Genomic DNA, 13935 nt, shown 5'->3' on the forward strand with positions numbered 1-13935 from the left:
CTCCCTATCTGGTGGTGGTCATATGGGTGATGGCCCCCCAGATCCGGTTGTTCTCGCGGTTGATGCCCAGAATACGGACCGTCACCCGCGAGCCGCGGGGAGGCCGGCCCCGGGGCGGATAGCTGCACAGGCAGTCGATGCCGCCATCCAAAGAGACAAACACGCCGTTGAGGTCCACCAGACTGACGGTGCCCACATAGCGGCTGCCCACGCTGTATTTCTGGAGCGCCTTTTCGTAGGGGTTCTCGCTGGCCTGCTTCACCGAGGCGGAGACACGGGGCCGGTTTCTATCGGAGCGGTCCACCTCCAGCACCTTCACCAGCACCCGCTGGCCAGGCTGATAGTGCACGCCAGCATCGACCCAGCGCTGGTAGGAGAGTTCCTTCAGGGGAATGTAGGTTTCAGCGCCGAACAGGTCGATGAAGATACCGGCCCGTATAACGGAGATGACACGGGCCTCGGCGCGAATGCCCTCGTAGATCTGATAGTTGCCGCCCGTGTCCGTGCGGAAGTAGTATTCCTTCCGCTTCTTGGCCATGGCTTCCAGGCGGCTGGCCGCGGCCACGCCGGTTTCCTGATCCACGCCCTTGACGATGTAGTCGATCTCCGCGCCCAGGCGCTTATTGAGCAGGTAGTGCAGAACGTCGCCCTTGGGCTGGCCGCGGTAATCCTCCGGCTCCTCCACCATCTCCAAAACGGGAATGATGACCTTGAAGGAGCCGTGATACACCACCGCGTAGGAAAGCTCGGAGTCCGGTGAGGGCCGTTCCACGCCCTGGACCATGTCCGTCAGGATTTTCTTGCCCTTCATGGACTCCACCAAATCCAGCAGGTCGCTGCGCAGGCGGTCCGTGTCCGTCTCCACGCTGCGCTCCGCGTCGATGGAGACGATCCGGGCGTCTCGCCGCTGCCGGGGCATCCGGAGCTTCTGGGACCGTTCGGCGCTGGCGGGCGGCTCCTCCTGGGGCTCCGGAGGGGTTTCTCCCTCGCTGGAATCGGACTGCGTGAGGGGTTCATCCTCCAAGGGAACGCCGGATTCTCTTTCCGTCAATTCCTCGCCGGGCTGGGAGAGGTCATCTCCCTGGCCTGACTCGCTTTCGCCTTCGCTGAAGGCGGACGCTTCCGCCGCCTCCAGGTCGGACAGGGGGGCGCTGCCCAGGCCGTCGCCCTCCAGGCCCGTTTCCGGCTCCCCAGGAGACGGGGGCCCATCCGGCAGGCCGTCGGACTCCGGCTCCAAGGCGGGCTGGGGTTCAAACGTTTCGGCTTCTTCCTCCGGAGCGCCTTCCGGCACGGACGAAAGCTCGAACGCATCCGATTCCCCAGGCGGGCAGGGCCCGATTCCAGCCTGCTCACCGGCAGCTTCAGGATTCATCTGCTCTGTGTCAATTCCGAGCTCCATACCCTCACTGATGGGTTCCTGCTCGGGAGTGATTTTCTTTCTAGGCATGTTGTAGTTCCTCCTTTGTGTTGGATTGAGATATAAAAAGAGGGCGGCCGGTTTTGGCTGCCCTTCTTTCAGGGGGTTAAGGAAGCGCTGATTAAATCGACGTGTGCGGATTGCCAGCCAAATTTTTTGTCTGGCAAGGCAAAAAACCGCAGGAATCCTGACGGATTTCAAGGTTTTTTAACGCAGCCAGGCGGAAAATTTGGCGGCAAGACGTGCGCGGGGATTTATTCAGTGCTTCCTTAAAAGTCCTCCGGCGGCGCCGCGCTTTCATAGAGAGCCGGACGCCGCTTCACTGGCTTGGCCGCCTCTAGTTCCGGCGGCGGAGATACCGGCGGCGGTGCGTCGGGCGGCTCGCTCAAGGGCGAAATCGCCATTGCTGTCACTGGGGGCCGCGGCTCGGATGGAGCAGACTCCGCCAGCCGGCAGGGCACGAACTCCTGGATGCTGGTCTTTGACATCTCCCTGGCGTATGGATGTCCGGTGTAATCGAACTTCCAGGCCCGCAGGATCTTCTGCCCGCGTATGATGATCAAGACCTGATCGTTGGGCAGGCGCAGCACCTCGTCCGGCGTCAGCAGCCGCCTCCGGCCCAGGCCCTCGGTGTAACGGTACTGGGGAATGACCTGGGCAACGGCGATGCTCTGCCGGGTGGTCATGGTGGAGTTCACCTCCACCGTCATGTCCCCGCTCCGGGCGCTGATAAATTCCGCCGTCACATCGTCCGTGCAGCCCAGCATGAGCTGGGTGTCCGCGTTGCCCAGCAACTCTGCCCAGAGGTTGTTGGGGTATCGGTTCTGGATCTGGGGCAGGTTCTGGCAGGCCATCAGTACCTGAAGGGAGCGGGAGCGGATCGTGGAGAGCCGTCGCCCGAAGTCGGGGATCACCCCGATATTATTCATCTCGTCCAGGATGATGTTGACCGGGACCTTGCAGCGCTGCTCCGGCGTGCTGTCGGCGTAGCGGACCAGCTTGATGAACAGGAAGGCGAAGAACAGAGACGACAGGAATTCCAGGGAGGAGTTCTGATCGTCCAGGATGATGTAATAGATACACTTGCTTTTTCCCGGCTCCGCCAGGTCGATGTCGGAGTGCTTGGTGATCTGCCGGGCGGCCTCGCTCTGAAGGACCTGAAGCCGGGTGCCCAGGCCCAGGATGATGCCCGCCCGCACATTGTCGCTGGCCTGGCTGAAGAGATTATAGGGGGCCTTGGCCGGATGGGATAGGGGCAGACGGTCAAACAGCGCCCCCAGCTGCTTTTCCGAGGTCTGCGTAAGCATTTGGTAGACAGCGGGCAGGTTTCGTTCCTCCGGCCCGCGGCTGGGGTCCTGATCCACATAGAGGATCATGCTTTTGAGCAGATTCGCCTCGCCGTTATCCCAGAAGTGGTCCCCCTTTCCGTCTCCCTTTGTATTCGCGATGATGACATCCGTCAGGACCTGGGCCATCAGGGTATCGCCGTTCAAATCGAACATGCAGTTCCAGGAATCGCTGTGCTGGGGCTGAAGCAGGTTATAGACCCGCACGGTATAGCCGTGCTTTCGGAACAGCTCCACGGTGTCCGAGTAGATTTCCGACTTGGGGTCCGTGACGACCACGGACTCTCCCCGCCGGATGCTCTGGAACAGGGCCGGGCGGATGACGCCTCTGGACTTCATGGTGCCGCTGGCGCCGAAGACCGCGACGTGCTTGTTGAGCCGGGTGTCCTCCGGCAGACAGATCAGGTCGCCGTTTTGCCGTTTACCCAGAATGATGCCCCGGGCCTTGGCCGGGCTGGCCACCTCCAGAACGTCGCGGAGTTCCTGATCTCCCATCCACCCTGCGGTGCCGTAGGTGCCCCGATCACTGCGGGAGAAATTCCGTTCGTCGGGATTCTTTCCACCGAAGCGGTCGTGGAGCTTGACATAGAGGACCGAGGCCCCGGCCAGGAGCAGAAGAAACAGAATGCTTTGCACTCCCGTCAGAGAAAAGGCACAGCGCCAGCAGCGCAGAGGATTCAGTGAGACGGGCGGCATCAGGGACTGCCCGGCCATTCCGCCTTCGGCCATCCAGCTTCGGTACCCGGTCCGGAGCTGGGCCAGCAGGCCGCTCAGGTATAGAATTCCCGCCAAGCCCAGCAGGGCGGCAGCGGCAAGGGCCCTCCGGCGCCGCTTTTCGTCTTCCGGGAGCTTCCCGTTTTTCTCCTTCATTCCATTCCTCCTTCCAGCGCGTCAATGGAGAGCAGACGCAATGGGACTGCGCCGCCCAGATACTCCCGCAGAAACGCGGCCTGCCAGGGAAAGCACAGGACCTCAAAGGGGCCTGCGCCATTCTCCAGCGCCTGCCGGAACCGGATCAGGCGGGCGATATCCCCGTCCAGGTGGGAGAGGATAAAGCGGCCCTCATGCCGGGCGTCACACTCAAAGGAGCCGGGGCCTGTCAGCCGCCATTCGTGTGGGAACACGGCCGACAGCAGCCGCTCGTTCCAGTCCGGGAGCGTGAGAAGGCGAAGCAGCCGAACACCCTGGCGGTCCGCGGGGATAAAGTGGATATGAGGATAAATGCGGTCAAAGCGCAGTTCCATCCTGGGGCTTTTATCCGATTCCAGCAGCGTCTGAAGCGCCACGTCCATCCGCTCCCCCAGAAGAAGCGCCCGGTCCACCTGCTCCAAGCCCGCGTTCATACGGGCCAGCTCAGTCAGGTGGCAGGCGGTTTTGAACTCCCCCATGCCGCTCCACTTCATCACATGCCCCTGGGTGTTGTAAACGGCGTAACAACAGCCGGGGGAGAAGAGCGCTCCTGTCAGGCGTGTGAAGATGGTCTTGTTCAGCTCTGTGCCGTCCAGCCGCTTCAAGGCCTTGGCAAGATAGAAGCTGGGCGTATCGGGCACGCGCCGTTCGATCCGCCGCTTTTGCAGGGGCGGGAGAATCCAGGGGCGTGTCTCCACCCCGGCGCTGAGGCAGACCGCCAGGGATTCCGCCACACGATGGTTGCGCTGGATATGCGCGCGGCTTCCGGAGAACCGATGTCCGCCCGTCGCTTCCATATAGCATTCCAGCGCAGATGGATGCAGAGTTGAAAGGAGCGGAAGGGCGCTCTTGCTGAGATGGATGGTACGCCGCTCTCCTCTGCCGCTGACCGTCAGCAGCTTATAGCTCCCGAGGCCATTGCCGTCCGCCGAACGGAATTGCTGCACAGTTTCCAGCCGGTGGACCAGCGCCTCGTAAGAGCGCTCATTGCCGAGCAGCCGCAGTGAGCGTGTGGGAAACTCACCCACAGCAGCCAGTACAAGCAGGAGGCTGTACACATGACTGCCCGGGCGGAGGTTCAGCATTGGGCCTCACCCGGCTTGTCGGATTTTTCGTCATCGCCCCACCTCTGTTTGCCGTAAACCTCCCACTTGCCGGGGCTGGAAACGCCTGATTTTCCAAGGGTTTTTCGCCGTTTCAGAGATATGTACAGCGGAGGCCTGGAAGCGCCCCGGTTTTTACATATCTTTTTTGCCTGTTTCGGGATGGGTTTCATACAGCTGTGCCTCCTTCAGAACGCCGTTTTTTTCGTCATGTATGGCCGCATTGTACTCCCCAATCTGGAGCCGGGGACGGTCATCACCGCTAAGGAACTCCATGTGCCCGACGGCGTGGTGCTGGACCCCACCCCCAAGAGCATTGAGATCAAGGGCGGAATCGGCGGCCAGACCCTCACCTTTATTAATAAGAGCGCGGGCGGGCTGGAGCTGATCAAGGTCAATGAGGCGGACAGAGATAAGCGCATCCCCAATGTCACCTTTGAGATCAGAAAGATGGACGGCGGGCTGGTGGATACCGTGACCACCGACAAACAGGGCCGCGCCCACCTGGACCTGAACGCCGGGGACTACTACGCGGTGGAAACCGAGGCCGGTAAAGGCTTCAAACTGGACAGCACACCCGTCTATTTCACTATTCGGGACGGTAAAACGACCACCCTCACGGTCACAAACCGGGCCATGAGCGGCATCCTGATCCATAAGGTCGATTCCACCACCAAAAAGGGAATTTACGGGGTGACCTTCCTGCTCTACGACGCCAGCAAGACCCCATCAGACAGTACAGCAGCGATGACAAGGGCTATGTGTATATCGACGATCTGCCCTCCTCTGGCCGCTACTACCTGCGGGAGCTGGAAAATGAGGGGTACCTGGTGGATACGCAGCTGAAGACGGTCTACGTCACTGATGGGACCACCACTGAGATCACCTGGGAGAACACCGCCGTCACAGGACAGATCCAGATCTCCAAGACCTCCGAGGACTACAATTCCATGAACGGCTGGCCCGCCGGGACCCCCATTCCCAACACCGAGTTTGAGATCTACCACTACCGCACCGGCAATCTGGTGGATACCATCCGCACCGATAAAAATGGCGTCGCTGTGTCCAAGCCTCTGCCGTTAGGGCGATACAAAATTGTGGAATCCAAGGCTGCCGATTTTTACGGGCTGGACAAAACTCCCATTGAGGTGGAGATCGAACACGCCGGCCAGATCGTCAAGACGGCCATCCCCGTCTGGCTGTACCCATCCACGCTGGAGGTGATGGATCGGGCGGTGGAGACTGCGGGGTGCAAAAGCCGCAGTGAGTATTTGGAGAAGGCCGCGCTGTTTTATGCCGGCTACGTCTCCGGGCAGGATGCTACCGCCTACCTGCCGCCTGCGCTGGCCTCCGTCCTGCGCGGTACAGTGCAGGACACAGAGAATCGGATCTGCCGTCTGCTGTTCAAACTGGCGGTGGAGCTGGACATGGTGATGAATGTGCTGGCAGCTGGGATGGAAATCAGCGACGACGCGCTCCATAGCCTCCGGGGCCGGTGCGTCCAGAATGTAAAGAAAACCAGCGGCAGCGTCACGCTGGACAAGGCGGTGGAGTACCAGAGAGGCGGCATATAACAGAAAGGCGGTGACACTTCATGCCCCGGATCATATTCAAATGCCCCTACATCAAGCCGGGGACGAAGAAAGCCGCTGCCCACCTGAACAACTACGTCCGCTATGTCGCCACCCGTGATGGTGTAGAGAGGTTCACACCGGATCAGGCTGATCTGCCTGCCACGAAGAAACAGCGGACTATAGTGGAACGACTCCTCCGTGATTTCCCCTTGAGCCGCGGGATGTTCGAGTACGGGGACTATAAGTCATCCCCCACCCGCGCCGCCGCCTCGGAGTTTATCACCCGAGCCATAGAGGACAACTACGACCAGATCGCCAAGCGGGAGAACTACGTCAGCTACATCGCCCAGCGTCCCCGCGCGGAGCGCATCGGCACACATGGCCTGTTCAACGGTATGGCTGATATGGGGACCTCGCTGGAACCCAGTGCAGCGGGTCCAGTGGGGAAAGGAGGAAGGAACGCAGCGGAGCGGAATTTTCGCCGCTAGGCGGAAATGGAGCGGCGGAGTTTCTTCCGACGTGGTCTATAGAGCAGCCGCTCAATTTTATGCAACTCGCCCTCTGTATAATAGCGGATGCAGTTCTCCAACCGCTGGCCCCGGTGCTGGTACTACTCTATTTTGACCTCAGCTTCGCACACTCCCTCTCCACTTCCTCGCGTGATTTCTTCATGGTATTTATCCTCCTTTTTAGCAAAATAAAAGGCCGTCTACCTGCTGTGTTAGGCAAACGGTCAAGGGTGGCGATATTCATCCTCCCTGGGATAGCCGCAAAACGGCGCAAGGGAGCAACCCTTTATTCGGAGCAGAGCACCGCAAACGGCCCTGATTATTGCAAGTCAGGGCTGGGTCTCACAGAACGTAAATATATGGCCGCAAATCATATACAGAAATACACCTTTTGTTCCAAAGAGATTTCCAATTCTCCGATAAACCGGAATTTTCTGATTAACCGAATACTGTTTCTCCCCTGTTTTTGACATAGTCATTGATCATACAATCAAGGAAACCAGATAATTGCCGATTCATCTCTGTGTAATCAAAAGCAAGCAGTTCCTCTTTCGACTGAACAAAACGCTCCGCCTCCTGTCTTATTAAACTTTCTTTCGCATTCTGAATCCCTTTGGCAATGATATCATGGGTGAATTCCATGTGGGTCTGAAGACCATATACATAGGTTCCATATCGTACAATTTGCCTTGGACATCCATCGCTTTTGGCAAGAACAACAGATTCACAGGTCAATCCAGGCATATCATTATGCCATGCTCCCGCATAAAAAGCATCTGGAATGTCCTTTAGAAACGGATCTGCTCGTCCGGCTTCTGTGAGTTTTGCGAGGACAGGCCCAATCTCACGTTCTGGGCTGTGTTGATACGCTGCGCCCAAAGCTTCGCCAATGAGCTGTGCACCAAGACAGACGCCGACAACCATTTTGCCTGCATCAATATACTTTCTGATCAATCGTTTTTCCGCAGCAGCATCAAAATAATCACATTCATCAGGTGTCGTTGCTGGACACTGTAATCCGCCAAGAATGATAAGCATATCCGCATGTATGTTTTCGGGAAGACAGTCGTATTTCCAGCATTTCGTGTAAGAAACCTCGTGTCCGCGCCTGTTCGCCCATGCTGTATATTCGCCCGGCTCTACCCAAAAATCATGTTGGATGATATGGACTTTCATAATACCATTTCTCCTTCTGCAGCTTCGGATTATATTCTGTTCACTTTAAGCTGGGACTTCATTACTGAAAGAAATTCAAAAATCATGATCGATTCATTGCAGTAAAACCTACCACAAATAAAACACCGAATCCATTGATTACCAATCGAAACACTATACCTCCGATGCGTCATTTATAGAGAAAACACAGCCTCTAAAATTCTTTTACCGCTCCCAGTTTTCATAATTTTGTGCATAAAGCTTTCGACATTCGACCTACTGTAGCCGTTTTCTGACGCATTAGCAATATAATCCGCTTCAATTAAAATCTGATAGTCCATACCATCAATATTAGAATACGTGTGATGATGCCCAACAAGATAACTGATCCTATCAATTTGTTCTGCAGACAGCTCAAACTCTGACAGAAATTCTCTGACTATTTGCGCACCTTCTTTTTCCTGAAGCTTCCCGTTGGTATTTCCATATTTTTTCCGGCACAACGGACAGGCTATATCGTGAACAATTGCAGCAATCTCAAGGCAATTCTGTATCTCATATTCAATTCCCTCCAGCTCACCGATTGTCTTCGCATATGTCCATACGCGGATAAAGTGGTCAATGTCATGTATATCACCCTCTGAAAAGGCAATCATTTTTTCCATAATTTGCGAGATTATCATATTGCTCACCTTCTACAAATTGCGGTTTTTTTGGGTCGTTTCCGGCAGAAGTATAACACAACAACGCAACCAAATCAACCAGCCGGAAAGGAATCTTACTCGGTCTCTCTTACGTCTTCCTTACCCGGCGCATATGCGGCTTGTTTTATTCCCGTTCCCCATTCCTCGTCGCTATCACATTTTATGCTTTTTCTCCTTCCTCAGCGGTCAGAATAACTTCCAGGTTGAAATGCTTATCGGGAATCTTGCCCGTGGCGTTCCTCTCTGATAAAGTCATAAATTATAAAAACAAGGAGGACATCATGCCCTATATTCATTTTACCGATGAGCAAAAACGGTGCGCCGCCTCCGTGGATCTGGAGGCGTTTCTTCTTTCCCAAGAAGAAGTGCTCCTGTCCAGCGGAGGAGAAAAGCGTCTTGCCAGCAACCACAGCGTCACCATCCGGGGAAACGAGTGGTTCGACCACGCCACGAAGGAGGGCGGCGGTCCCATTTCCTTCGTCCGAAAGTTCTATGACCTCAGTTACCCGGAGGCGGTAGCCCGGCTCCTGAATGGCAGTCGCCTGTCAAACGGCGAACCGGAGAAAATTCGCTCTGTATCTCCAAAGCCAAAAAAGCAGAAGGAATTTTGCCTTCCTCCGAAGAATGATACCATGCGCCGTGTCTACGCCTATCTGCTCAAGCAGAGGCTCATCAGTCGTCCTGTGCTGGATGCCTTTGTCCATGCCAAGCTGATCTACGAAAGCCGGGAACCGTCCAGAGGCGGGAACGACCACCACAACGCCGTGTTCGTCGGTATGGATGAAAACGGTGTCCCCCGTCACGCCCATAAGCGGGGATTGTTCAGCCAAGGCCCAGGATTCAAAAGGAATGTAGGCGGCTGCGACGCTCGGTACAGTTTTCACCACACCGGAACCAGCGACCGGCTCTATGTCTTCGAGGCTCCCATTGATATGCTGTCCTTTCTCACTCTCTACCCGAAGGACTGGCAGACCTACAGCTACGCCGCCCTCTGCGGCACATCGGAACACGCCATGCTCTGGATGCTGGAACAAAACCCTGATATCCAGGATATTTTCCTTTGTCTGGATCATGACGAGGCGGGCATTGAGGCCTGCGGACGGCTTACCGAAATTCTGCGCGAACACGGATACAACAGCGTAACCATTCTCCAATCAGAATTCAAAGACTGGAACGAGGACCTGAAAGCCGCCCACGGCCTCCCGGCTCTGCAAGCGGAGGAGCATCCCCAGCTTGCCGTCGCAGATGACGTCTGCCAATTCATTGCGGAAAAAAGTGAAAACGTCAAACCCGACAGCCTGGAGAGAGCGCTTTCCAGGCTGCTTCAATTTTACGCGGAGCATCTCCGCTGGGGCCGTCTCGGCAAGGCGGTGGAGTGCATGGAGCAAGCGTCTGCTCTGGCGCTGGCGGCTTATGGCCGGGAACTGCGGCAGCTCGGAGAGCCTGTCGGCGCAGAGGAACTGCAAAACCGGCTGTGCGGTCATATCCTGCCCTATCAGAACAACGGCTCTCTCAAAAACCGCTGTCAGGAGCTGAATGCCAAAATGCAAGCCGCCTTAAAACGGAGCAAAGTCCCCGGCATCCGCTCCGCCGAGGATAAGCGGCAGATGGCCGGAGCTTGGCTGGAGCTGGCGGCGGAGTTCGCCAAGGTCTCCGTCAAATACGAGGCTGAAGAGCTGAAGAAATGGCAGAAGCAGCAGCAAACCCATTCCGATTTTGAAATGACTATGTAATTGGAGGTCTTATGGATCAATCCGCAATTATGTTTATCGTGCTGGCGGGCGCGGCGTTTTTGCTGATCGCTGTTCTCGCCACACACTCCAACGGCTCCCTCAATGGCATTAAGGCAAAAACCGTTGGCGATGGCCAGCACGGCACCGCCCGCTGGGCCACGAAAAAGGAACTCAGGCGAACCTATCAATACATTCCCTTCCGACCCGTTCAATGGCGAAAGGGCGCGAATCTCCCCAAAGTCCAGGGCCTTGTCCTGGGCTGCGAGGGAAAAAAGAACGCCGTCTCTGCCCTGGTAGACAGCGACGACATCCACTGCCTGATGATCGGTGCGTCCGGCGTGGGCAAAACGGCGTTCTTCCTGTATCCCAACCTGGAATACGCCTGCGCCAGCGGCATGAGCTTTCTCGCACTGGATACGAAAGGTGATCTGGCTCGGAACTACGGCACTATCGCCGTCCAGCATTACGGCTACAAAGTGGCCGTCATCGACCTGCGCAATCCCACCCGCTCCGATGGGTACAACCTTCTGACGCTCATCAACCACTATATGGATGTCTGCCGGGAGAACCCGGAGAATCTGGCGGTTCGGGCCAAGGCAGAGAAATATGCCAAAATTCTCGCCAAGACCATCGTCAACCCGGAGGGAGACGCCTCCAGTTACGGGCAGAACGCATTTTTCTACGATGCCGCCGAGGGACTTCTGTCTGCGGTGATCCTGCTTCTGGCCGAGTATCTGCCGCCCGAGAAGGAGGGCGGCTCCGAGAAACGGCACATCGTCAGCGTCTTCAAGCTGGTACAGGATCTGCTGGCTCCCAGCAAGACCGCCAAGGGCAAGAACGACTTTCAGGTTCTTATGGATCGCCTGCCGGAAACCCACAAGGCCCGCTGGTTCGCCGGGGCGGCGCTGAACTCCTCCGATCAAGCCATGGCCTCCGTCATGTCCACGGTACTGTCCCGCCTGAACGCCTTCCTGGATTCTGAGCTGGAACAGGTCCTCTGTTTTGACAGCGCCATCGACGCCGAAACCTTCGCCTCGCAAAAATCCGCCATCTTTTTGGTGCTGCCGGAGGAGGACCCCAGCAAGAACTTCATGGCTGGATTGATGATCCAGACGTTGTCCCGTGAGTTGTTCTCTGTGGCCGATGAACATGGCGGCAAGCTCCCCAACCGGGTGGTGCTGTTCTGCGATGAGCTGGGCACCATGCCCGCCTTCGATATTCTGCCCCTGTTCTCCGCCGGGCGCTCCCGGAAACTGACGCTGGTTCCCATTATCCAAAGCCTCGCGCAGTTGGAGAAAAACTACGGAAAAGAAGGTGCGGAAATTATCCAAGACAACGTCCAGGATACTATTTTCGGCGGTTTTGCGCCCAATAGTCAGACCGCCGAGGTACTGTCCAAAGCCCTGGGCAGCCGCACAGTGCTGAGCGGCTCCATCAGCAAGGGCAAGAACGACCCCAGTCAATCCCTCCAGATGATCGAGCGGCCCTTGATGACCCCGGATGAATTAAAATCTATCCCCAAGAGCCGCTTTGTGGTCATGAAAACCGGCTCCCATCCCACGCAGACCCGGCTGCGGCTGTTCCTGGACTGGGGCATCACCTTCGGAGAGCCGTATCTGCTGGAGGAGAAATCGGCCCGAACCGTGTCTTACGCCAATAAGCAGGAGCTGGAACGGGCGGTCCTGCGCCGGCACCATATGCAGCAGCCGGAGAGCGATACGCCTTCTGTACCTCCTCCTGCGCCTCTGTCTGCGCCAAAAGTTCCACCCGTTAGAGGCGGACTGGCATACGCCCAAAGCCGGCATATGCGGCGGGAATTTCCTCCGCCCACCAATATCCGTACAGATTCGGAGGAACCGTGATATGGGATACTTTGATTCCATCTACGCCGCCGAACTGCCGCACCGGGCGGTTACTGTTTATATGTATCTCAAAGGCAGGACCAATGCCGAGGGTATTTGCTGGCCCTCGGTGCGCACCATTGGAAAAGATCTGCATCTCTCCCGCGCCACCGTCCAGAGAGCCCTGCGGGAACTCCAGCAGTCCGGGTGGCTTACAGCGGAACCACGCTGGCGGGAAAACGGGAGCTGTACATCTAACAAATACCGACTGTTATGACGCGCAAAAACGGCAGAGTCTTCGCCAAGGGATGACTCTGCCGTTTTTCTGGGCCAGGGGTGCGTCATGATGAAACCCCCAGAAGCTACCACCTGAAGGATACGGGATTAGTACAGAGAAATGAAACACTTTACTGCCCAGTGATTTTCAGCCGCCGCAGAGAAGATTTCAGGGAAATCACCATGTCGGTAATCAATTTGATTTCCGTACTATCGCAGTCGGCCACAAGCTCACTGAACCAGCTATTGAGCAGTGGGCGGGTCTGTTCGATTTCTACACATAACAGTTCATCTGCCGAGCAGCCCAGGGCATTGATAATATCGACCATGACCTGCAAGCTGGGGACGCTGTTCCCGGTTTCAATATGACTGATATGGGTAACTCCCACTCCGACAGCCTCCGCCAGCTGCTCCTGTGTCAGCTTTTTCTCCTGGCGGACAGCGCGAATCCGGGTGCCAATGCTTTTGTAATCGATCATAACCCAAGTACCTCCGCGATTTTGGTACTTGTATTGTATGTGCAATTTGGCTATACTATAATAACCTTAAAGCGCAACCGACTATATAGGCATAGTACAAGGCAAAAAATGTTGGAGGTGTGTTGATGAAAAGAATCCGTTTATTCGCAGAGAAAAGTTTGAAAAGATTTATGCTTGCCCTGCTGGCATTGTTTGAATTGAGCCTGACAGGATGTGGAGCAGAAGAAACCGTTTATCACTCCGACACATCGGCGGAGGACTGCTATTTGTGCAAAGAGGGTATCGAAAACCTGCTTCCCCTTTACTGGGGGCAAAAAAATGTGGCGATCATCAGCCTGAACACCTTTGAGCCCATAGTGCTTGAAATTAACCGCTATGATAGATTGACTGGTCAGATGCTCGAAGAACCCACCGGCACGGTATCCCTTGGCGGCGGAAGAAGCAAGGACGACGGCTTTTTTGCAAGCCTGCTGCTGGACTATGACCTGGGATATGCCATGGGTACCGTTGATTTATATGAAGATGAAATTCTGGACCCGGACAAAGCAGCCGAGTTTTTATGCGAGGACTGTTTGAACGAACTTTTACCCCAGAGAATTGATCAATGCTTCGGTGTTGGCGCTATCGAACTCAGCACAAAGGAGATCTGCGTCTTTGATGAGCGCAATAGCCACTTTACCGTGGGAGATTTTGAGATTGACTGCGAGATAAGGAAACCGGACAAAAAAACGCGCCAGCTGGATCTTTTCATTTACTACCCAATGCGGTTTGAGTTTTCGTATTTTTTCAATTTGGCATAATGACGATTAAAAAAGCAGACGGATTCAGTGAAAAAATGAAAATAAAAGAAGAATTCCATCCTGAAATGTGGTATAATTTAATCACCACA

13 protein-coding genes and 1 pseudogene are annotated in these 13935 nt (G+C 55.9%); 7 read left to right on the forward strand and 7 right to left on the reverse strand.

Translation table 11 applies throughout. The features are described from left to right. Positions 1–4 precede the first annotated feature (4 nt). From Q1M04_RS04325 to Q1M04_RS04340, 4 genes are all read right to left on the reverse strand, one after another. Positions 5–1447, reverse strand: a complete 1443-nt coding sequence (locus tag Q1M04_RS04325; protein WP_300346204.1) for a S1 RNA-binding domain-containing protein — start codon at positions 1445–1447, stop codon at positions 5–7. 239 nt (positions 1448–1686) lie between these two features. Next, a complete protein-coding gene (locus Q1M04_RS04330; RefSeq protein WP_300346202.1) occupies positions 1687–3633 on the reverse strand; it encodes a VirD4-like conjugal transfer protein, CD1115 family in 1947 nt (648 codons plus the stop codon). Further along, positions 3630–4757 carry a hypothetical protein gene (locus tag Q1M04_RS04335; protein ID WP_300346200.1) on the reverse strand — a complete coding sequence of 376 codons (1128 nt, stop codon included), beginning with the start codon at positions 4755–4757 and terminating at the stop codon, positions 3630–3632. Before Q1M04_RS04335 ends, Q1M04_RS04330 begins: the two co-directional genes overlap by 4 nt. After that, positions 4751–4948: a hypothetical protein gene (locus Q1M04_RS04340; RefSeq protein ID WP_300346198.1), complete on the reverse strand. Its 198-nt coding sequence runs from the start codon at positions 4946–4948 to the stop codon at positions 4751–4753. The genes Q1M04_RS04335 and Q1M04_RS04340 overlap by 7 nt, the downstream gene beginning before the upstream one ends. A gap of 43 nt (positions 4949–4991) precedes the next feature. Between Q1M04_RS04340 and Q1M04_RS04345 the strand changes: the two are divergent. The 3 genes and pseudogenes from Q1M04_RS04345 to Q1M04_RS04355 all read left to right on the forward strand — a co-directional run. Next, positions 4992–5956 (forward strand): annotated as a pseudogene (locus Q1M04_RS04345) (SpaA isopeptide-forming pilin-related protein); the annotation flags it as partial. Positions 5957–5998: 42 nt separating this feature from the next. Next, positions 5999–6349, forward strand: coding sequence for a hypothetical protein (locus Q1M04_RS04350; protein ID WP_300346280.1), 351 nt, complete (start codon positions 5999–6001; stop codon positions 6347–6349). A 20-nt stretch (positions 6350–6369) separates the two neighbouring features. After that, the gene (locus tag Q1M04_RS04355) at positions 6370–6837 is read left to right on the forward strand and encodes a hypothetical protein (protein ID WP_300346196.1); all 468 of its coding nucleotides are present in this window, start codon (positions 6370–6372) and stop codon (positions 6835–6837) included. Between the two features lie 459 nt (positions 6838–7296). Here the strand turns inward: Q1M04_RS04355 and Q1M04_RS04360 are convergent, their stop codons facing one another. Further along, a complete protein-coding gene (locus tag Q1M04_RS04360) occupies positions 7297–8034 on the reverse strand; it encodes a glutamine amidotransferase-related protein (RefSeq protein WP_300346194.1) in 738 nt (245 codons plus the stop codon). Between the two features lie 173 nt (positions 8035–8207). Further along, entirely contained in the window at positions 8208–8696 is a 489-nt protein-coding gene (locus Q1M04_RS04365) for an HD domain-containing protein (RefSeq protein WP_300346192.1), read from the reverse strand. A gap of 302 nt (positions 8697–8998) precedes the next feature. Between Q1M04_RS04365 and Q1M04_RS04370 the strand changes: the two genes are divergently transcribed. The 3 genes from Q1M04_RS04370 to Q1M04_RS04380 are packed head-to-tail and all read left to right on the forward strand — an operon-like array spanning position 8999 to position 12568. Beyond that, the gene (locus Q1M04_RS04370) at positions 8999–10450 is read left to right on the forward strand and encodes a DUF3991 and toprim domain-containing protein (RefSeq protein WP_300346190.1); all 1452 of its coding nucleotides are present in this window, start codon (positions 8999–9001) and stop codon (positions 10448–10450) included. Positions 10451–10461: 11 nt separating this feature from the next. Continuing rightward, positions 10462–12312 carry a type IV secretory system conjugative DNA transfer family protein gene (locus Q1M04_RS04375; RefSeq protein ID WP_300346188.1) on the forward strand — a complete coding sequence of 617 codons (1851 nt, stop codon included), beginning with the start codon at positions 10462–10464 and terminating at the stop codon, positions 12310–12312. Position 12313: 1 nt separating this feature from the next. Continuing rightward, on the forward strand, positions 12314–12568 hold the full coding sequence (locus Q1M04_RS04380; RefSeq protein WP_300346187.1) for a helix-turn-helix domain-containing protein: 255 nt from the start codon (positions 12314–12316) through the stop codon (positions 12566–12568). Between the two features lie 130 nt (positions 12569–12698). On the opposite strand, the gene Q1M04_RS04385 is transcribed toward Q1M04_RS04380, so the two are convergent. Continuing rightward, on the reverse strand, positions 12699–13046 hold the full coding sequence (locus Q1M04_RS04385; protein WP_300346186.1) for a helix-turn-helix domain-containing protein: 348 nt from the start codon (positions 13044–13046) through the stop codon (positions 12699–12701). A 125-nt stretch (positions 13047–13171) separates the two neighbouring features. Here Q1M04_RS04385 and Q1M04_RS04390 point away from each other — a divergent pair, with 125 nt between their 5' ends. Beyond that, positions 13172–13846 carry a hypothetical protein gene (locus Q1M04_RS04390; RefSeq protein ID WP_300346185.1) on the forward strand — a complete coding sequence of 225 codons (675 nt, stop codon included), beginning with the start codon at positions 13172–13174 and terminating at the stop codon, positions 13844–13846. Positions 13847–13935: the final 89 nt, after the last annotated feature.

Source organism: uncultured Oscillibacter sp., assembly GCF_950073225.1.
Classification (GTDB): Bacteria; Bacillota; Clostridia; order Oscillospirales; family Oscillospiraceae; genus Oscillibacter.

Bases quoted from the DNA above. Each gene is read 5' to 3' on its own strand.
- Q1M04_RS04390 (WP_300346185.1), top strand. From the start codon at position 13,172: ATGAAAAGAATCCGTTTATTCGCAGAGAAAAGTTTGAAAAGATTTATG.
- Q1M04_RS04365 (WP_300346192.1), bottom strand. From the start codon at position 8,696: ATGATAATCTCGCAAATTATGGAAAAAATGATTGCCTTTTCAGAGGGT.
- Q1M04_RS04385 (WP_300346186.1), bottom strand. From the start codon at position 13,046: ATGATCGATTACAAAAGCATTGGCACCCGGATTCGCGCTGTCCGCCAG.
- Q1M04_RS04370 (WP_300346190.1), top strand. From the start codon at position 8,999: ATGCCCTATATTCATTTTACCGATGAGCAAAAACGGTGCGCCGCCTCC.
- Q1M04_RS04380 (WP_300346187.1), top strand. From the start codon at position 12,314: ATGGGATACTTTGATTCCATCTACGCCGCCGAACTGCCGCACCGGGCG.
- Q1M04_RS04375 (WP_300346188.1), top strand. From the start codon at position 10,462: ATGGATCAATCCGCAATTATGTTTATCGTGCTGGCGGGCGCGGCGTTT.
- Q1M04_RS04340 (WP_300346198.1), bottom strand. From the start codon at position 4,948: ATGAAACCCATCCCGAAACAGGCAAAAAAGATATGTAAAAACCGGGGC.
- Q1M04_RS04325 (WP_300346204.1), bottom strand. From the start codon at position 1,447: ATGCCTAGAAAGAAAATCACTCCCGAGCAGGAACCCATCAGTGAGGGT.
- Q1M04_RS04335 (WP_300346200.1), bottom strand. From the start codon at position 4,757: ATGCTGAACCTCCGCCCGGGCAGTCATGTGTACAGCCTCCTGCTTGTA.
- Q1M04_RS04330 (WP_300346202.1), bottom strand. From the start codon at position 3,633: ATGAAGGAGAAAAACGGGAAGCTCCCGGAAGACGAAAAGCGGCGCCGG.
- Q1M04_RS04350 (WP_300346280.1), top strand. From the start codon at position 5,999: ATGGATCGGGCGGTGGAGACTGCGGGGTGCAAAAGCCGCAGTGAGTAT.
- Q1M04_RS04360 (WP_300346194.1), bottom strand. From the start codon at position 8,034: ATGAAAGTCCATATCATCCAACATGATTTTTGGGTAGAGCCGGGCGAA.
- Q1M04_RS04355 (WP_300346196.1), top strand. From the start codon at position 6,370: ATGCCCCGGATCATATTCAAATGCCCCTACATCAAGCCGGGGACGAAG.